The sequence below is a fragment of the Pseudonocardia sp. TRM90224 genome (genome assembly GCF_021245725.1).
GTDB lineage: Bacteria > Actinomycetota > Actinomycetes > Mycobacteriales > Pseudonocardiaceae > Pseudonocardia.
The window spans coordinates 82,355-100,526 of record NZ_JAJGSX010000030.1; the positions used below are offsets into that span (position 1 = coordinate 82,355).

Below are 18,172 nucleotides of genomic sequence, written 5' to 3' on the forward strand. Positions count from 1 at the left end.
TGCGGCCGTTCTACTTGACGGCATGGGTGCTACTTCCCGGGTCGGGGCGTCGATGGCGGTTGCGGCGATGCTGTGCGTGCAGCTGGGCCTGGCGGCGTCGGTCGGGCTGTTCGACCGCGTCGGCCCGGAGGGCGCGGCGTTCCTGCGGCTGGCGTGGGCGGGGTTGCTGCTGCTCGTGCTGGTCCGGCCGCGGCCGTGGACGTTCACCCGCTCCGGGCTGCTGGCCTGCCTCGCGCTCGGGGTGACGACGGCCGGGCTCACGATCTTCTTCATGGCCGCGGTCGCGCGGCTGCCGCTCGGGACGGCGAGCGCGCTGGAGTTCCTCGGCCCGCTCGGCGTCGCCGTCGTGCGCGGCGCGGGCGGCAAGCGGTTGTGGCCGGCGATCGCGGCCGTCGGCGTGCTGCTGCTGACCGAGCCGTGGCACGGCGGTGTCGACCTGGTCGGGGTGGCGTTCGCGCTGGCTGCCGCCGTGTGCTGGGCCGCGTACATCCTGCTGACCCAGCGGGTGGGCGACGAGGTGGCCGGCATCCGGGGGCTCGCGGTGTCGATGCCGGTGGCCGGGATCGTCGCGACGCTCGTCGTCGGGCCGTCCGTGTTCGGCAGCCTGACCTGGGACGTCGTGCTGGCCGGGCTCGGGCTCGCGATCCTGCTGCCGGTGGTCCCCTTCACGTTGGAGATGCTCGCACTGCGCCGGCTCACCACCGCCGCCTTCGGCACCCTGATGTGCCTCGAACCGGCGTTCGCACTCATCGTCGGCATCGTCGCGCTGCACCAGCTGCCCGGGTTCGGCCCGGTCGTGGGGATCGTGCTCGTCGTGATCGCGGGGATCGGGGCGGAACGCTCCGGCGCCCGCACCCCCGCCGAGCCGGCCGTCGAGCACGACGTCATGGCTGTTCCGCGGGCGTCCGGACAGCCATGACGTCGTTCTCGATGCGTCAGTCGTCGTAGCGGTCGTCGTCCCGGCCATCGTCATCGACGTCCTGTCGGGTGACCTGGCCGCTGGTGGCGTCGACGCGGACGTCGTGCCGGGTGCCGTCCTTGATCACGTCGACGTCCCATTCGAGGCGGCCGTGCTCGCGTTCGAGCTCGACCTCCCTGGCCTGCCCGCCGCCGAGGTGCTGGAGTGCGGCGGTGGTGGCCTGTTCCGACGTGATCGTCGGCGCTGCGGGTGGTGCCGGCTGGGCGGGCAGGGCGGCCGGGACGCGCGGCGCGCTGACCGCTGTGGAGCGGTTGTCGTCGCCGCCGTTGAAGCTGCCCTCGAAGCTGTCGTCGAACCCGTCGGCGAGCGCTACCCCGCCGATCGCGAGTGCTGCTGCTGCGGCGACCGCTCCGACGACGATGATCCGGCGAGCCATCATGATCCTCCTCCTGTGCTGCGGCGCCGGGTGGCGTCCGCGTCGAGGACCAGGTTCTGATGATCGGCACTAGCGTCGCGCTGCGCGCGGCCTAACGCGCTCCTAAGGAGCGGGTGGGCGCAGGCGCAGCTCGACCTCCAGCCCGCCCGCCCTTGATCGGCGCAGCGCGAGCGCGCCGCCGGCCTGTTCGGCGGCGCGGCGGGCGATGTCGAGGCCCAGCCCGGTGGAGCCGGCGCCGCTGGCGCCGCGGTGCAGGACCGGGGCTCCGGCGGGCAGCCCCGGCCCGGCATCGGAGACGGTGAGCACGGCTGCGGGGGTGAGGCGGACGGCGAACGCGGTGCCGTCGGGGGTGTGCGCGAAGACGTTGCCGAGCAGCGCGTCGACGGCGGCGTCGAGGTCGGCGCGCCCGATCGGCACCGGGACTGGACCCGGGGCGATGTCGGTGGCCAGCTCGCGCTCGGTGTCCTCGGCGAGCACGGCCCAGAACGCGATGCGTTCCCGGACCGCGACGGCGGCGTCGCACCCCGACGGGCCGCCGCTGCGCCTGCGGGCGTGCTCGATGGCCTGGGTGACGGCGCGGTGCACGCCGTCGACACCGGCCCCGATCCGCTCGGCGGCAGCCGGGTCGGGGAGCGCTTCGGCGTCGAGGCGCAGCGCCATCAGCGGGGTCCGGACCCGGTGGGCGAGGTCGGCGACGGTCTCGCGTTCCTCCCGCAGCAGGTCGGCGATCCGGCCGGCCAGCCCGTTCAGCGCCGACGCGACGACGGCGAGCTCGCCGGGCGCGTCCGTGCTGGCGCGGGCGTCGAGGTCGCCGCGCGCCAGCCGGTGCGACACGCCTTCCAGGTCGGCGGTGGCGCGCACGAGCGTGCGCGCCAGCTGGTCGGCGACGAGCAGACTGATCGCGAGCAGGCCGGCGCCGAGCGCGACGAGCAGCAGCCAGGCCTGACCGACGCCGCTGGTCAGCTCGGCGTTCGGGACGAACGTCCGGATCACCGCGGCGGCGCCCGTGCTGTCCTGGACGGCGAAGACGATCTCCCGCCCGCCGGGGACGTCGCTGGAGGCGCTCGTGCCGCGCTCCGCGAGCCGCACGAGGTTGGTGCGTTCCGCCGGCGCGCCCAGCACCGCGCCGTCCGGCAGGAAGATCGTGACGTCGGCCGCGGAGGTCGCGTCGAGCTGCTGGACGGTCAGCGTGAGATCGGGCCGGCTCGCGGTCGCGACGAGCGAGCTGAGCGTCTGAGCCTGCAGCGTGGCACCCTGCACGGCCCGGTCGGCGGCAACCGTGCGCAACAGCAGCGCGAGCGGCACGAGGAACGCCACCAGCACGAGCGACGTCGTCGCCGCGACCAGCACCAGCACGCGCCTGCGCACGGGTCAGCCCTGCCCCGGCGCGGAGATGCGGACGCCCACCCCGCGGACGGCGTGCAGGTACCGCGGCTGCTGCGCGGTCTCGCCGAGCTTGCGGCGCAGCCACGACAGGTGCACGTCGACGGTCTTGTCGGCGCCGCCGTAGGGCAGCTGCCACACCTCGGTGAGCAGCTCCCGCTTGCTGACGACCCGGTCGGCGCGGGCGGCGAGGTAGTGCAGCAGCGTGAACTCGCGCGGCGTGAGGTCGAGCTCGGCGCCGTCGAGGCTGGCCCGGCGCGACCGCGGGTCGACCCGCAGCCCGCCGACCTCGACCGTGACCTCGCCGGGCGGCCCGTCGACCCTGCGCAGCACCGCTCTGATCCGCGCGTCGAGCTGTGCGGCGCTGAACGGCTTGACGATGTAGTCGTCCGCGCCGGCGTCGAGCACGGCGATGATCTCCTGCTCGTCGTCGCGGGCCGTCGCGACGATCACCGGCACGCGGCTGGCGCCGCGCAGCATCCGCAGCATGGTCGTGCCGTCGACGTCGGGCAGGCCGAGGTCGAGCACGACGAGGTCGGGCCGGTTCTGCACGGCCTGCTCGAGACCGGCCAACGCGGTCGGGGCGGAGTCGACGGCGTGCCCGCGCTCACCGAGACCACGCAGGAGCGCACCGCGGATCGCCGGATCGTCCTCGACGAGAAGCACCTGGGCCACCAGGGCACGGTAGGTCATGATCCGCGGGGATGGCGCCCGGCGCGCTCGCCCTAACCACGCCTTAGGCTGCCGTTATCCCGGCGGAGTGCATGCTGGTGCCATGTCCAGAGCGACGATCACCGGGGTGCTGGCCTGGCTGGTGGCGGTCGTCGGGGCCACCACGATCGGGCTGCTGGCGGTCGGCGCGATCGGCGACGGCATCGCCGGGCCCGGCGGCGACCGGACGCTCAGCGCGGCCGAGGTCGAGTCGCGGCTCGCGGCGCCACCGCATTCCGTTCCGGCCGCCGCGGCGCCCGCCCCGGCAGGTGCCCAGCCGGAGGTGCTGGCGTCGCAGGGCGGCACGGTGCTCGTGCGGTGCGTCGGCGGCGTCCCCGAGATCATGTCCGTGACCCCGGCGCAGGGCTACAGCTCGCACGACTCGGGCAGCGACGACGATGACGGCGACAGCCACCGCGACCGCGTCCGGTTCGAGGCCGACGACATCAAGGTCCAGATGCAGCTCTCCTGCGCGTCGGGGCGGCCGACGCAGATCGTCACGGTGGAGGACGACTGAGCTCCGGCCGGTGACGCGCCCCTTCTATGCTCCAGTCGGGGCAGCGACTGTCCGGTCATGGAGGGCTTGAGGGGCCTGGCCGTCGTCCGGTTCCGCCGGACTCGGTACCGACCGGGTCGTGGTTGATCCCCACCGACCTCGGCGAGATCGACGAGGTCATCGAAGGCGAGCGCATCCTCGGCCAACCGGTCGTCGGCTACCGGTTCATCTCCGAGGGGCTGAACAAAGACTCGAACCTCGGCCACACCACGTTCTACCTGAACGCGAAGAAGCAGCTGGTGCGATACGACACGAAGATCAACGGCCTGCTCCAGAGAACCGACACCTACTACGACTTCGGAGTTCCGGTCGACATCAGCCCACCGCCGGCGGACCAGATCAGGCCGAGCTGACCGGAGACCGGCGTCCGGCCACGACTTGGTGTGGATTTGGTGAAGACCCCAACCGATCGCCGCCCACTCGCGTCGTAGTCGGTGAAGGGAAGGGGCCGACACGATGTACCAGCACGAGGTGACAGGCCGGACGGCGACGATGCGCGCGCTGTTGGAGGGCGAGCCCCGCAGGATCGGGCGCTTCCGGGTCGTGGGTGTCATCGGCAGCGGCGGCATGGGCAAGGTGTTCCTCGGGGTGGGGCCGGACGGACGGCTCGCCGCGGTCAAGCAGGTGCATGCGTCGTTGGCGAGCGACAAGCGTTTCCACGCCCGGTTCGCGCAGGAGGTGGCGGCATCGCGGATGGTGTCCGGGGCCTTCGCCGCCGCGGTGCTCGACGCCGACACGTCCGGTGACATGCCGTGGCTGGCGTCGGTGTTCGTGCCGGGCCCGAGCCTCGAGGACGCCGTCGTCGAGCACGGCCCGCTTCCCGAGCCGGCGCTGTGGCGGCTGGCCGGCGGGCTGGCGCTGGCGCTCGCCGAGATCCACCGCGTCGGGCTGGTGCACCGCGACCTGAAGCCGAGCAACGTCCTGCTCACCGCCGACGGCCCGCGCGTGATCGACTTCGGCATCGCGCTGAACAGCGAGAGCAGCGCCGAGCGGCTGACGCAGGCCGGCGCCGTCGTCGGGTCGCCGTCGTACATGTCGCCGGAGCAGGTGGAGGGCGAGGACGTCGGGCCGGCGAGCGACTTCTTCACCCTCGGCGGCGTGCTGACCTACGCGGCGTCCGGGGTCGGCCCGTTCGGCCACGGGCTCTCCCACGAGCTGATCTACCGGGTGGTCGCGGTCGAGCCGGACATCTCGCGGCTGCCGTCGCGGATGCGACCGCTGGTCGCGGCGTGCCTGAGCAAGAACCCGGCGCGACGGCCCAGCGTCGACGACATCCTGCACCTCGTCGGTGCGCTGAGCCCCGACCCGAACTGGCTGCCGGAACCCGTCCGACGCATGATCGACACCGCCGGTACGACCGCGGCCCGGCTGGCCGGCGTGCCCGCCCCCGCGCCTGTCGTCGCTGCGGCGCCCGCGGTGACGGAGCGCAGCCGGGAGACGGTGCCGGTGCGACGGTCGCGGACGACTCCGCCGCCGCCCCCGGCTCCCAGGCACCAGCGTGAGGTGACCCCGCCCCCGCCGATGCCCCCGCCGGCGCCCCGGCCCAGCAGGCCCCGGCCCCAGGCCACGACGCCGGTGCCGCCGGCGGCTTTCGCTCCGGCGGTGTTGTCTCCGGCACAGCCGCGGCATCAGCGGGAGACGACCCCACCGCCGCCCCACGAGCCGATGCGGCCTCTTCAGCCTTCGCAGGCACTGCGGCAGCCCCAGTCCCAGCCCCGGTCCCAGCTGCATTCACAGCCGCGTGAGGTGACCTCGCCCCCGCCTCCCGCTGGGCCGGCGTCGGTCGCCCGGCGCAGCCGCCGGCCGCTGGTGCTGGCCGGCACCGCGCTCGTGCTGGTCGCGGCGGCGACCGTGGGCGCGGTGACGTACTTCGGGCAGCCGGTCGCGACGCCCGGGGTGCCGGTTGTGTCGCCTTCGGTGCCGTCGTCGGCTGCGGCGGTGACCGCGCAGGATGCTGCGGCGATCGTCACGGCGATCCGGCCGTCGCCCGACAAGCCGCCGGTCGGGTTCCGGCTGGAGCCGCCCGCGACGGGCGATCCGACCGTGATCAACCGGTCGGGATCCCAGTTCGCGTGTGACGTGCAGGCCGACCCGCCGTTGCCGGCGGAGAGCGCCATGACCGCCGCGACGGGGGTGACGTTCATGGAGGACGTGGGGGAGCTGCCCAACCGCTTCCGCGACCGCTACTTCTACAACGTGATGTACCTCGACCCGGCCGGTCGGGCGGACGTCCTCACGCAGCTGCGCGGCCGCATCGGCGAGTGCCGCACCAAGGTGCCGCCGCAGTACACCGCCGTGCGGTTCAGCAACAACACCGTGGCGGGCGCCGACGAGATCGTCGGGTTCATCGCCGACCTGCCGGTGGACAAGGACTTCGCGCACTTCCCGCCACAGGTCGTCGCCTGCGACTTCGCGCGGGTCGACGCCGTGGTGATGCGCGGCTGCGCGCTGATCACGCGCGGCTCCGCGACCGAGCCGGCCAACGTCGGTGACTCGACGGCCATGGCCAGGACCCGCGACATGCTCGCGCCGCTGATCCGGCTCGCCAGGACCCAGCAGGGGGCGAAATGACGGGCAGGACCATGGTGGAGCGCAGGCTCTCATCCTTCGTCGTCGGCTTCGAGGCGGCGCCCACGCTGCGGGGGCGGTGGCGGGCGCGCGGGCTCGCGCCGACGGGGCGACCGCCCTTTGCGATGCGGATGACCGGCGACGGGATCGAGCTTCGCGGCTCCGACGGGACGCCGGTCGTGTTGCCGTGGGCGCAGTTCGACGGCTTTCGGCTGCGCTCGACGTTCGGCAGGCCGGTGCTCGAGCCGGTGATCGCGCCCGGTGCTGCTGCGCCGCCCATCGCGCGGCTCGGTGTTGATCGGCTGGGCGTCGCGCTGCTCGACCAGCCGCTCGACGCCATCGACTACGGCCTGCGCCACTTCTCCGGTGGCCGTGCGGGGGTCGTGCGCGGGTAGCCGGGCACTCGGGTGACCCACGCCGCATCAGGTTCGCGGTGAGGGCAGGAAAGCCACTTTCCTGCCCTCACAGGGTCTGAAAGTGGCTTTCCTGCCCTCCACGGCGCTCCCGCGCATGGTACCGTCAGTGCCGTTGTCAACACCGTTGACGCGACTCCGACTGCGAGGCACCCCGGTCATGCCGACCACCGCCCTTCCCGACACGCTCGTCGACGCGCTCCCGCGCCCGTACTGGCTCGACCTGCACGGCGCCGTCGAGCCCTGCCCACCGCTGACGGGGCAGGCCACGGCCGACCTCGTGATCGTCGGGGGTGGTTACACCGGCTTGTGGGCCGCGTTGCAGGCGAAGGAGCAGGACCCCACGCTCGACGTCGTCGTGCTCGACGCCGAGCAGTGCGGCGGGGCGGCTTCGGGCCGCAACGGCGGGTTCTGCGCGTCGAGCCTCACCCACGGCATCGCCAACGGGATGGACCGCTTCCCGTCGGAGATGCCGCAGCTGGAGGCGTACGGCCTCGCCAATCTCGACGCGATCGACGAGACCCTGGACCGCTACGGGATCGAGTGCGCCATGGAGCGCACCGGCGAGCTGGACGTCGCGACGGAGGAGTGGCAGCTGCCGGAGCTGGCCCGATCCGCCGAGCAGGCCGCCCGGCTCGGCCACGACGTGCGCCTCCTCTCGGCCGACGAGACGCGCGCCGAGCTCGACTCGCCGACCTACCTCGGCGGCGTGGAGATGCCGCGCGCGGTCGCGATGCTCGACCCCGCCGGGCTCGCGCTGGGGCTGCGCAGGGCGTGCCTGCAGCTGGGTGTGCGGATCCACGAGTGGACGCCGGCGCTGCGCCTCAACGACGAGCGCGCCGCCGTCGCCGTGCACGCCCCGCACGGCGTGGTGCGCGCCGCACGCGTGCTGCTGGCGACCAACGCGTTCCCGCCGTTGCTGCGCCGGCTGCGGCACTACGTCTTCCCGGTCTACGACTACGTGCTAGCGACCGAGCCGCTCACCGCGGCGCAGCTGGCGTCGATCGGGTGGGCGCGCAGGCAGGGCGTCGGCGACTCGGCCAACCAGTTCCACTACTACCGCCTCACCGCGGACAACCGGATCATCTGGGGCGGCTACGACGCCGTCTACTTCTACGGCGGCCCGGTGCGCCCGGAGCTGACCGAGCGGCCGGAGACGTTCGCGCTGCTCGCCCGGCACTTCGCGGAGACGTTCCCGCAGCTCGCCGACGTGCGGTTCACGCACAAATGGGGCGGGGTGATCGACACCTGCAGCCGGTTCTGCCCGTTCGTCGGCATGGCGCTCGGTGGCCGGGTCGCGTACGCGGCGGGGTTCACCGGCCTCGGTGTCGGCGCCACCCGGTTCGTCGCCGGCGTCGCGCTCGACAAGCTGTACGGCCGGCTGACCGACCGCTCCCGCCTGGAGATGATGAACACCAAGCCGTTCCCGCTGCCGGGCGAGCCGCTGCGCTGGGCCGGCGTGCATCTCACCCGCTGGTCGCTGCAGCACGCCGACCGCAACGCCGGGCGTCGCAACCTGTGGCTGCGCACGCTCGACCGGCTGGGGCTGGGGTTCGACTCATAGCCGGCTGGGCACTCGTGGGCGCCCGGGGAGGGCAGGAAAGCCACTTTCCTGCCCTCACAGGGCCTGAAAGTGGCTTTCCTGCCCTCGCGTGCGGAGCACGGTTCCCCCTGTCACCCGTCGATCAGGTCGCGCTGCCGGGGCAGGAGGTCGTTCATGATCTTGGTGTCGTCGGGGCTGGCGAGCCCGCCGACGTCGATGAACGCGAGGTACTGCCCGTAGCCCACGTAGCAGCGCTGGATGTACTGCGGGCCGCTCGTCGTCGCGGTGGGGAAGGAGAAGCACGGCGCCTCGGGGATCGCGGGCAGCGTGAACGGGCGCCGTTCGAAGCCGGCGCTCTCGGCCTGGGCGAACGCGATGTGCACGGCGTTCGTCTGCGCCGAGGACGGGAAGCGCCACACCGCGGCCTGGTAGCTGCGCCCCGACGGAGGCTCGTAGGAGTACTTGCCGTACATCCCCTCGAAGCCGTTGGCCGCCAACGCGGTCCGCTCCAACGCCGGGTCGAGCGCGAACCGCAGGTAGCCCTCCAGGTCGTAGGAGCCCGAGAGCGGCGAGCGCTGCCCGGGCGCGTTGACCACGAGGTTCTGCAGCCCGTACGGGTCGATCGGCAGCGTCGGCACCTCCGCCTGCGGGGTGGGCGTGAACTTCTGCAGGAGCGCGGTCTGGTCGGCCATGAGCTGCTCGGCCTCCTCGGCGCCCCGCCCGACCGCGGTGTCGTGCACCAGGTACGCCACCATGCGCCCGACCGACGTCCAGACCTGCACGGACTCCCGGTCCACCCCCACCCGCAGGCGAGCGGTCAACCCGCTGGGCAGCTGGACGGGCATGGCGTCGGTCGCGGTGGTGGCGGCGTCCAGCTCGGCGGCGGCCTTCTTCGCGGACTCGGGATCGGACACCTCCATGACCAGCGCCGTCGTCGAGAGACCGTTCGGGATGCGCGAGCACTGCGCCCACGCGGTGACGAACTCGTAGCGGTCGAGCACGGGCTTGACCGCCCGCCCGTTGAACAGCGCCGACGACTGCACTCGCTCGGGCTCGGTGAACGGACCCGACGGGCACGAGTCGGTGCGATCGGGCAGCACGCTGCGCGGCAGCGTCGTCGCGCCGGCGAGCCGGCGCCCCTCGATCGCGGTGCCGACCGACACCGGCGGGGCGGGGACGAGCGTCACGACCGGTGTCGTCGTGAGCGCGACGGGATCGGGTGTCGCCGTGCCCTGGACGGTCGCGCTGCAGCCGCCGAGCAGGAGCAGACCCAGTGCCCCTGCCACCACCCTCGAAAGCCTCATACCCGGGAAGAGCCCCGGCGCCGGCGATCGGTTGGGGGTACTTTCCACCGATGAGCGGGCCCGACCAGCCCCGGTGGACGCACGTCGCGCTGCCCACCGGCGACCTCGACCGGTCGATCGCCTTCTACACCACGCACACGCCGCTGGTGGTGGTCGAGCGGTTCTCCGACGACATGGGCGAGAGCGCGTGGCTCTCCAACGACAGCCAGTCGGAGACACCGATGGTGCTCGTGCTCGTCTCGTTCGACGCCGACAAGGGCGGGCGGCTGGGGCTGCTGCGCCCGTTCGCGCACATCGGGATCGAGATGCCGAGCCGCGGCGACGTCGACGCGGTCGCCGACCGCGCCCGCGAGCTGGGCTGCCTGCACTGGGAGCCGCGGGACATGCCCGGTCCCGTCGGCTACATCTGCGCGCTGCAGGACCCGGACGGCAACGTCGTCGAGTTCTCGCACAACCAGCGCGTGTTCGAGCTGGTGCGCAAGCATTTCAGGCACCCAAGAACGTAAGTACTGCACGCACCCTGCGGTGCCCTGATTCGTCCTGGCCGAGGTCGAGCTTCGTGAAGATCGCGCCGATGTGCTTGTGGACGGCCCGCTCGGTGACGACGAGCCGCGCGGCGATGCCCGCGTTGTCGTGGCCTTCCGCCATCAGCCCGAGCACCTCACGTTCCCGCGGGGTGAGCCGGGCCAACGGGTCGGGCCTGCGGACGAGCAGCTGCGCGATGACCTCCGGATCGATCACCGTGCCGCCCGCGGCGACCCGGTCGAGCGCGTCGAGGAACTCCTCGACCCGCGCCACGCGGTCCTTCAGGAGATAGCCGAGCCCGTCCGCGCCGCCGGCGAGCAGCTCCGTCGCGTAGGTCTGCTCGACGTGCTGGGAGAACACCAGCAGCGGCAGCCCCGGGAACTCCTGGCGAACCGCGAGGGCGGCCCGGATGCCCTCGTCGCGGAACGTGGGCGGCAGGCGCACGTCGACGACCGCGACGTCGGGCCGGTCGGCGCGCACGGCGGCCCGGAACGTGTCCACGTCGGCCGTGGTCGCGACCACCTCGTGCCCGGCGGAGCCGAGCAGGAGCGCCATGCCCTCGGCGAGCACGACGTTGTCCTCGACGATCACGATCCGCACGGCAGCTCCACGGCGATCGTGGTCGGCCCACCGGGCGGGCTGCTGACAGCGGTGGTCCCGTCCAGCGCCGCGACCCTGCGCCGGATGCCGACGACACCCGTGCCGCGGGTCTCGTCGACGCCGCCGCGCCCGTCGTCGGTGACGCTGACGAGCAGCCGGTCGTCCAGGTGGAGCAGCAGCACCTCGGCGTGCTCCGAGTCGGAGTACTTGGCGATGTTGGTGAGCCCCTCCGCGATGACGAAGTAGGCCGCGGTCTCGACGGCAGCGGGCAGCTCGCCGAGCTCGCCGGCGTCGATCCGGGTCGGCACGGGGCAGCGGGCGGCGAGCGCGGCCACCGCGCCGGCGAGGCCGCGGTCGGCGAGGATCGGCGGGTAGATCGTCCGGGCGACGTCGCGCAGCTCGGCCATGGCGTCCTCCGCGCCGGTGCGGGCCTCGCGCAGCAGCCGGGCGGCGGTCTCGGGATCGTCGGCGAGCGACCGCTCGGCCACCCCGAGCCGGATCGCCAGCGCGACGAGCCGGGCCTGCGCGCCGTCGTGCAGGTCGCGTTCGATGCGTTGCAGCTCCGCGGCGTGCGCGGAGAGCGCGCCGGCGCGGGTCGCGGTGAGCTGCGTGACCCGCTCCTGCAGGTCCCCGGTCGGCGCGGGGGTGAGCACTGCACGGGTGAGCAGCGCGTGCCCGCGCGCGAGCGGTGGCAACACCCAACGCAACACCGCGAGGCAGATGGCGAGCTGCGCCGCGCCGGCGGCGAGGGCCGTGCCCCAACCCCGGACCGGGATGCCGAGCAGCGTCACCGGCTGCTCCGGCGACGCCAGCCACCACAGCGCCGTCTGCACGACGGCCACCGGCACACCGGCCAGCGCGAACAGCCCGATCGCACCCAGCGGGAGGCCCGTGAGCACCGCGACGACGAGCCATCCGACGTCGCGCGCGGTGGTCGGGTCGCGGAAGACGTGGCGCAGCCGCGCGCCGGCGCCGGCCGGCAGCGGCCGGTAGCGCGGCTCGACGGGCTCGCCGAGCAGCGCGGCCGCGCGGCGGCGCTGGGTGTCGGTGAAGCGGCGCAGCGCGCTGAGCGCGAACGGCAGGAGCAGCAGGCCGAGCCCGGCCGCCGCTGTTGTCGCGGCGGTCGCGACCAGCAGGAACATGCTCACCGCGGCGGCGGCCGCGATGGGCAGCGACAGCGCCAGGTACCACGCGGGCCGCAGGCGGCTCCGTACGGCGGCGATGTCCATGCGGGACAGTCTTGCCGACGCGACCGGGTGCGCGCGGTGTAGCCCGTACCACCATCCGTCCGGATGCGCGCACCATCGAACCGGGCGCCGGCCGTTCCTAGCGTTTCCGGGCATGACGACCGAGAACATCGACGTGTCCGCCCGGCGGACGGGGGTGCCGTGGCGCGCAGTGGGGATCTTCACCGCCATCGCCTACGGCGGGGCCTGGGTGGCGATGCTGCCGCTGCTCCTCAGCGGCTTCGAAAGGACGGGAACCGGCGTAGGGCAGACGGTTCTGACGCAGATCTGCATCGCGGTGATGATGGCCGTCCCGGCGGTCACGGCGATCGGGATGCTCAAGTGGGTGCACCGGCCCAGGAGCGTGCTGGCGGCGGTCGGGTTGACGCCGCCGCGGCCGTGGGGGCGGCTGGCCGGCCGGTGCGCCGTGGCGTTCGCGATCCCGGTCGGGCTGCAGCTCGTCGCGCTGCTGATCTCCGCCGCGGCCGGGACGTACCAGTTCGACCTCGTGGACTTCTCCGGGTTCCGGTCGCAGTTCGCGCCGGAGACGGTCGGGGGCAGCGGGCTGCCGGTCGCCGCGGTGCTGGCGTTCCTCGGGGCACTCGTGGTGGGCATGATCATCTGGCTGCCGATGTTCTTCGGCGAGGAGCTCGGCTGGCAGGGCTACCTGTTCCCGCGGCTGCTCCCGCTCGGGCGGTGGCGCGCGCTCGTGCTCACGTCGGCCGTCGTGGCGCTCTGGCACCTCCCGACGCTCGCCATGGGCGGCCAGTACCCCGGGCACACGCTGCTCGAGTCGGCCGTCTACATGCTGATCGGCGCGACGCTGCTGGTCCCGATCCTGTGCTGGCTGCGCATCCGCACCGGCTCGGTGTGGCCGCCGGTGTTCGCGCACCTGGCCGTCAGCCACGTGAACGTCCGGATGGTCTGGTCGCTCGCCGACGCCGGTGCCGGTGCAGATGCCGGCGCGCAGCTGGACCCGCTGCACGTCGGCCTCAACGGCTGGCCGGGCTGGATCGCGATGGGCGCGTTCCTTCTGGTGCTCGGCGCGACCGGCCAGTTCCGGCTGCTCACATCCCCGAGCTAACGCAGCGCCCAGATGCTGCACCCTTCGGTCGCGCCCGCGGTCGGGCCCACCTGCTTGGCGTTGCCGTCGAGCCAGGTCGCGAGGGGGCTGCCGGCGGGCACCAGGTCCGGGTTGTTGACGACGAAGTAGCGGGCGCCGTCGCGGGTGTACTCCTCCAGGAAGGACGGGAGGGTCTGGTCGGCGCCGAGCGCCCAGCCCTTCCGTCCGGCCAGGTAGAAGATCTGCGGGTCCTCGAAGTTGTTCGGGGTGCCGTTGATGTAGGCGTTCTCGTCCGACGCGATCACGACGAGGTCGGTCGGTGCGGTCACCGAAGTCAGCTGCGCAGCGCAGGCGACGGCCGACGAGCTCTGGTCCTGGAACGCGACGCGGAACACGTTGGCGCTCATCGCGAACAGCAGCGCCGTGAGCACGACGGCCAGCGTGAGCCGCACCGGCCTGCCGACCCGCCCGCGCAGCCAGGCGTCGACCCCGACCACCCCGAGCGCGACCATGATCGCGGCGAACGGCAACGAGAAGATGTGGTACTGCGGGCCGAACTCGGCGCTGTAGCGCCCGACGGCGACGTAGAAGACGAAGAGCGCCGGCAGCCCGGCCGCGAGCACGACGGGCCCGCGGGCCCGCCACGCCAGCCACGCGCCGAGCAGCGCGAGCGGCACCCCGACGATGCCGTAGATCAGCGTCGACTCGAACGAGGCGTTGCCCGTCCAGAACCCCGCGGACGTCCAGATCTCGATGGTGCCGAACTTGCTGTCGCCACCGGACGCGACGCCGAACGTGTTGCCGTACTCGAGGAAGAGGTTGCGCCCGTGCAGCAGCCACAGCGCGGGCGGGATCAGCGCCAGCACACCCGCGATGTAGAGCGAGGGCCGGCGCAGCCGGTCGCGGGCGGCGATCAGGAGCCAGATCAGCAGGATCAGGAAGACGTGCAGCGACGTCGGCTTCGCCAGCGCCGCGGCCGATGCCGCTGCGGCAGCGGCGACCAGCCACACCGTCCGGTCCTCGGTGAGCCACCGCTGGAAGAACAACAGCGTGAGCACGTAGAACGCCAGCACGACGGTGTCGGGCCCGTAGGCGTTGCCGTACGTCATGACGACCGGGGCGACGGCGAACGCGATCAGCGACCAGCGGGCCGCGTTTGCGGGCAGCACGCGGCGGGCCAGGCCCCAGAACGCGGCGATGGAGGCGACCATGAACGCGAGCGCGACGAGCCGCCCGACCCACGCGTGCTCGCCGACCACGAAGTAGAGCGCCGCCGCCAGCCACGGCAGCAGCGGGAGCTCCATCTCGACGTAGCCGGGGCCGGCGCCACCCCAGTTGATCTGCGGATAGAACAGGTTCATGCCGCCGACGAAGAAGTTGTGCGCGATCGTCGCGGTGTCGGCGGGGCGCCAGATGTAGGCGAGCTGCTCCATCGGGAGCAGCGACCGCACCACGGAGAGCACGACGACCCCGGCGACGACGAGCATCGCGAACTGCCCGAGCCGGTCGCCCAGGAGTGGGCCGGGAGCCTGTGCCGCCCGCTGAGCGGGCGGGCCCGGCGGGTTCGGCGGACCGGCCGGCGGCCGCTGCGCGACCACCGGGATCGGCTGGGTCGCGGGGTCGCGCTCGGCGACGGACTGCTTGTAGTGGATGAGGGACACGCGAAGAACTCCTGGCGTGGGGTGCGGTCGTGCTGGGCGCGCGGCGATGCGTGGAACGCAAGGGCGCTGGGAGACCGGCGGGCGGGGCCCGCGGTCGTCACCGGAGGAGGTGACTGGTTGTCGTGATGACTGGGAGCCGTGATGACTGGGTCAGGCGGCGAGCGCGAGTGCGGGCGGCGGCGCCCTGCAACCCCAGCCGGCGACGGCCGTGGACGCGACCCAGGTCCGCTGCGGTAGGCCGACAGCAGCGGCAGCACGCTCGATGACCTGGGCGGGAGCCCATTCGAGCGCGCCGATGCCGGCGCGGGCGTGCTCGACGACCCGCCGCAGGATCGCGGGCGCGACCGCGCCGACGACCGTGTGCACGGCGATGCCGATGACCAGCAGCTCGCCCGGTGGCACGCCGTGCGTCGAGCCGGCGTGCGTGAGCAGCTCGGCGATGAGGAACGTGAGCGGACTGAGCAGCGCCATCCACACGGAGCCACCGGCGGTGGCCTGCCGGCGCTTCTGCAGGACGCCGAGGGTGGCGAGGAGGCCGCCGAGCACGGCGACGCCGACGAACGTGGCGGCGCTGCCGAGGTGCGCCGCGTGATCGGGCTCGGTGTGGACGCCCGACCAGAGCAGGTGGGTGATCGCGTGCGCGACCAGCCACGTCACGAGCCCGATGGCAGCGTTCAACGCCCCATGAGCTGTGCGTCCGGCCGGACCGTTCGACGGCATGAGCACCCCCCTGCAATGCCTGTCACGAACGGTACGAGCGGGCGGGCAACCGGGTGGTTCGCGGAAGGTTAGCCAACGGCAAAAAAACGGCAGAGAAAGTAGACCCTGGTCACACCAGCCGAACTTGCCCACCGTTTTGCCAACCTGCACGGCCTCCGGGGTGTGCGGGTTGGCAAAACGGTGGGGAAGTCTGGCGCTACCGTCGCGCGGTGGGTACGCGGGTGGGGCGGGTCGCCGGTGTGGTGGCGGCGGTGATCGTCGTCGGGGCCGTCGGCGCGGGCGTTGCGGTCAACCCGCTGGGCGACCCGCGTGCGACGACGGCGCTGGTGGCGCTGGCCGTGGGCGGGCTGGCGCTCGGGGGGCGGGCGTTGCGGCGGCGGCCCGCCGTGGTGCCCCGCGAGCCGGACGAGGATCCGGACGTCCCAGCTGGCACGGTGCGGATCCGGTTCTCGGGCACGCACGCCGCCTTGTCGGCGCTGGCCGCGGTGGCGATCGGGATCGCGTTGCTGGCTACGGGTGCCGCGCTGCAACGCGCCGCGCCCGTCGTCGCCGCCCTGGTCGTGCTCGCGGGTGGGGTGCTCGCTGTTGCCGGCGCGGCGACGGCTCGGCGCGTGCGTCGCCCAGGCGAGCTCCGGCTCGACGCCGCGGCCGCCACGCTGCTCGGTGCCGGACCGCCGGCGGTCGTGCCGTGGGGAGAGATCACGCAGGTCAGACGGTCGGGTGCGACCCTGGAGCTGCTCCTGCGGTCGGAGCGCCCCGCAACCTCGGCGCTGCGCCGTCGTCTGCGGCGGCACCTGGGGGAGCCGCGCGTCACGGTGCCGTGCCGGCGGATCGACGCCGACCCTGCGGCCGTGGAGGAGCTGCTGCGCAAGGCGCTCGCCGACGTCCGGGACGATCACCGGTAGCGTGGCTGTCCATGGCAGCCAACCCGGGACGTCGAGTCCTCATCGCCGATACGGCGCTCGAGGTGCTCGCGTTGTCCGGGGCCGGCGGGCTCACCCACCGGGTCGTCGACACGGCCGCGGGCCTGCCCGCCGGCACGACGTCGAACTTCTACCGCACCCGGCTGGCCCTGCTGGAGGCAGCGACGCTACGGATGGCGGAGCTGCATTGGGAGCACGTCGCCCTGGTGCAGGAGGCGCTGAAGGAGTCGCCGTCGCCCCCGGCGGGCCGGGCGGGCGTGGCCGCGATGCTCGCCCAGCTGCTCGTCTCTACCGACCCGCGGGCCCGCGCCCGCAACCTCGCCCGCATCGAGCTGTTCCTCGAGGGCAAGCGGTGGCCGCAGCTGCGGCAGAGCCTGGAAGACATCTACGCGGCGGCGATGCGGACCGCGCAGGTGGTGCTCGACGGCGCCGGCGTGCCGGCGACCCCGGAGCAGGTGCACCTGCTGTCGCGGCTGCTGCGCGGCCTCCTCTTCGACCAGCTCACCGTGCCGGGCGACGCGCTGGACGAGGCGGCGGCGAGGGAGCTGATCGGCTCGCTGCTGACGATGGTGCTGGGCGAGCCCGAGTGACTGGGTGACCGGCTAGTGCCCCGTCACGGAAGGTTGGCGCGGGAATCGGGTGATCCAGTCGTCTGCTGGCAAGGCGCCGCCCGCAGCTCAGACCGGGCGTCTTTGCAAGGGCGGCAACGCCGCCAGCGGGCGACTGGGCGCCCGAGTTCCGTGGTGAACCTTTCGTGACGGGGCACTAGCTACCCGACCTTCCGGGCCGTGACGAGCGCGAACGTGAGCAGCTCCCCGGCGTCGGCGCGCAGCATCGTCACGCTCAGGCCGTCGGACTCACCGCGGAGTGCGTCGCCGACCTCGGCCCAGGTCAACCAGTCCTGCCAGCCGGACTCCTGCATGCGCGCGGCCGTCACGGTGACCAGCTCGGTCGTCTCCCAGTGGAAGCGCCACCAGTCGGCCGGGTGCCACGACAGCGCCTCCCACCGGACGCACTCGCGGATGTGCGCGGGGATCCCGCCCAGCTCACGCGGGTCCCGTCGCAAGGCGGGCGTCGCGATCGCGAGCTGCCCCTCCGGACGGAGGAACCGCACGAGGTAGGGCAGGTAGGTGTCGGCCGTGCCGAAGTACTCGAAGGCGTCGATGCAGACGATCACGTCGAAGAACCCGGTGGCGAACGGCAGCGCGTGCGCCTCCGCCTTGATCGGCGTGACGGACGAGGTCACGTCGAACCGCTCCAGCGTCGGCAGCACGTCCTCCGGCGACACCCACAGGTCGGCGGCCCACACCTGCACGCCGAACTCACGCGCCAGGAACACCGAGGTCGCGCCCTTGCCGGAGCCGAGGTCGAGCACCCGCATCCCCGGGCGCAGGTCGAGGTCCTTCGCGAGGTCCTCCAGCAGCCACAACGGGTTCGGCCCCATGTCGGAGGCGGTCAGCCACTCCGGGTCGTAGGTGGACGACCGCGGGTACTCGGGACGGGCGAGCCGCGCCAATGCCGGATGCATGAGCCACACCCCACAAGATCGAGCAACGGACGGCAACCAGGATTCGCAAGACGCGTGCGTCCCGCACACGGTGCCTGGAAAGCCACTTTCCCA

The 18,172-nt window shown here is 73.2% G+C and carries 19 protein-coding genes; 10 read left to right on the forward strand and 9 right to left on the reverse strand.

Going from position 1 to position 18,172, the window contains the following annotated elements; all coding sequences use genetic code 11:
• The first annotated feature begins 22 nt into the window (after positions 1–22).
• Positions 23–919, forward strand: coding sequence for an EamA family transporter (locus tag LL648_RS31140; RefSeq protein WP_232666355.1), 897 nt, complete (start codon positions 23–25; stop codon positions 917–919).
• Positions 920–935: 16 nt separating this feature from the next.
• On the opposite strand, the gene LL648_RS31145 is transcribed toward LL648_RS31140, so the two are convergent.
• From LL648_RS31145 to LL648_RS31155, 3 genes are all read right to left on the reverse strand, one after another.
• Positions 936–1,358 (reverse strand): PepSY domain-containing protein, encoded by a 423-nt coding sequence (locus LL648_RS31145; RefSeq protein WP_232666356.1) that lies wholly within the window; start codon positions 1,356–1,358, stop codon positions 936–938.
• A 99-nt stretch (positions 1,359–1,457) separates the two neighbouring features.
• Positions 1,458–2,723, reverse strand: a complete 1,266-nt coding sequence (locus LL648_RS31150; RefSeq protein ID WP_232666357.1) for a sensor histidine kinase — start codon at positions 2,721–2,723, stop codon at positions 1,458–1,460.
• Between the two features lie 3 nt (positions 2,724–2,726).
• Positions 2,727–3,413 (reverse strand): response regulator transcription factor, encoded by a 687-nt coding sequence (locus LL648_RS31155; protein ID WP_232666358.1) that lies wholly within the window; start codon positions 3,411–3,413, stop codon positions 2,727–2,729.
• Between the two features lie 100 nt (positions 3,414–3,513).
• On the opposite strand from LL648_RS31155, the gene LL648_RS31160 reads away from it, so the two are divergent.
• The 5 genes from LL648_RS31160 to LL648_RS31180 all read left to right on the forward strand — a co-directional run bounded on the left by LL648_RS31160 (position 3,514) and on the right by LL648_RS31180 (position 8,550).
• The gene (locus LL648_RS31160) at positions 3,514–3,966 is read left to right on the forward strand and encodes a hypothetical protein (protein ID WP_232666359.1); all 453 of its coding nucleotides are present in this window, start codon (positions 3,514–3,516) and stop codon (positions 3,964–3,966) included.
• 122 nt (positions 3,967–4,088) lie between these two features.
• On the forward strand, positions 4,089–4,358 hold the full coding sequence (locus LL648_RS31165) for a hypothetical protein (RefSeq protein WP_232666360.1): 270 nt from the start codon (positions 4,089–4,091) through the stop codon (positions 4,356–4,358).
• A gap of 118 nt (positions 4,359–4,476) precedes the next feature.
• The gene (locus LL648_RS31170) at positions 4,477–6,576 is read left to right on the forward strand and encodes a serine/threonine-protein kinase (RefSeq protein ID WP_232666361.1); all 2,100 of its coding nucleotides are present in this window, start codon (positions 4,477–4,479) and stop codon (positions 6,574–6,576) included.
• Positions 6,573–6,968: a hypothetical protein gene (locus LL648_RS31175; RefSeq protein WP_232666362.1), complete on the forward strand. Its 396-nt coding sequence runs from the start codon at positions 6,573–6,575 to the stop codon at positions 6,966–6,968. Before LL648_RS31170 ends, LL648_RS31175 begins: the two co-directional genes overlap by 4 nt.
• A 178-nt stretch (positions 6,969–7,146) precedes the next feature.
• The gene (locus tag LL648_RS31180; protein WP_232666363.1) at positions 7,147–8,550 is read left to right on the forward strand and encodes an NAD(P)/FAD-dependent oxidoreductase; all 1,404 of its coding nucleotides are present in this window, start codon (positions 7,147–7,149) and stop codon (positions 8,548–8,550) included.
• 110 nt (positions 8,551–8,660) lie between these two features.
• Here LL648_RS31180 and LL648_RS31185 read toward each other — a convergent pair whose 3' ends face one another.
• Positions 8,661–9,818 carry a DUF7373 family lipoprotein gene (locus tag LL648_RS31185; protein WP_232666364.1) on the reverse strand — a complete coding sequence of 386 codons (1,158 nt, stop codon included), beginning with the start codon at positions 9,816–9,818 and terminating at the stop codon, positions 8,661–8,663.
• A 65-nt stretch (positions 9,819–9,883) separates the two neighbouring features.
• Here LL648_RS31185 and LL648_RS31190 point away from each other — a divergent pair, with 65 nt between their 5' ends.
• Positions 9,884–10,339 carry a VOC family protein gene (locus LL648_RS31190; protein WP_232666365.1) on the forward strand — a complete coding sequence of 152 codons (456 nt, stop codon included), beginning with the start codon at positions 9,884–9,886 and terminating at the stop codon, positions 10,337–10,339.
• Here LL648_RS31190 and LL648_RS31195 read toward each other — a convergent pair.
• Both LL648_RS31195 and LL648_RS31200 read right to left on the reverse strand, forming a co-directional pair.
• A complete protein-coding gene (locus LL648_RS31195) occupies positions 10,320–10,958 on the reverse strand; it encodes a response regulator (RefSeq protein ID WP_232666366.1) in 639 nt (212 codons plus the stop codon). The two genes, LL648_RS31190 and LL648_RS31195, sit on opposite strands and share 20 nt — an antisense overlap.
• A complete protein-coding gene (locus tag LL648_RS31200; protein WP_232666367.1) occupies positions 10,946–12,187 on the reverse strand; it encodes a sensor histidine kinase in 1,242 nt (413 codons plus the stop codon). The genes LL648_RS31195 and LL648_RS31200 overlap by 13 nt, the downstream gene beginning before the upstream one ends.
• A 112-nt stretch (positions 12,188–12,299) precedes the next feature.
• Between LL648_RS31200 and LL648_RS31205 the strand changes: the two genes are divergently transcribed.
• On the forward strand, positions 12,300–13,268 hold the full coding sequence (locus LL648_RS31205) for a CPBP family intramembrane glutamic endopeptidase (RefSeq protein ID WP_232666368.1): 969 nt from the start codon (positions 12,300–12,302) through the stop codon (positions 13,266–13,268).
• On the opposite strand, the gene LL648_RS31210 is transcribed toward LL648_RS31205, so the two are convergent.
• A complete protein-coding gene (locus LL648_RS31210; protein WP_232666369.1) occupies positions 13,265–14,908 on the reverse strand; it encodes a glycosyltransferase family 39 protein in 1,644 nt (547 codons plus the stop codon). The two genes, LL648_RS31205 and LL648_RS31210, sit on opposite strands and share 4 nt — an antisense overlap.
• Before the next feature lie 150 nt (positions 14,909–15,058).
• Positions 15,059–15,628, reverse strand: a complete 570-nt coding sequence (locus LL648_RS31215) for a hypothetical protein (protein WP_232666370.1) — start codon at positions 15,626–15,628, stop codon at positions 15,059–15,061.
• 209 nt (positions 15,629–15,837) lie between these two features.
• Between LL648_RS31215 and LL648_RS31220 the strand changes: the two genes are divergently transcribed.
• Complete coding sequence (locus LL648_RS31220) at positions 15,838–16,533, forward strand: hypothetical protein (protein ID WP_232666371.1); 696 nt, start codon at positions 15,838–15,840, stop codon at positions 16,531–16,533.
• 11 nt (positions 16,534–16,544) lie between these two features.
• Positions 16,545–17,141, forward strand: a complete 597-nt coding sequence (locus tag LL648_RS31225) for a TetR/AcrR family transcriptional regulator (RefSeq protein WP_232666372.1) — start codon at positions 16,545–16,547, stop codon at positions 17,139–17,141.
• Positions 17,142–17,320: 179 nt separating this feature from the next.
• Here the strand turns inward: LL648_RS31225 and LL648_RS31230 are convergent, their stop codons facing one another.
• Positions 17,321–18,079, reverse strand: coding sequence for an SAM-dependent methyltransferase (locus LL648_RS31230; protein WP_232666373.1), 759 nt, complete (start codon positions 18,077–18,079; stop codon positions 17,321–17,323).
• Between the last annotated feature and the right edge of the window lie 93 nt (positions 18,080–18,172).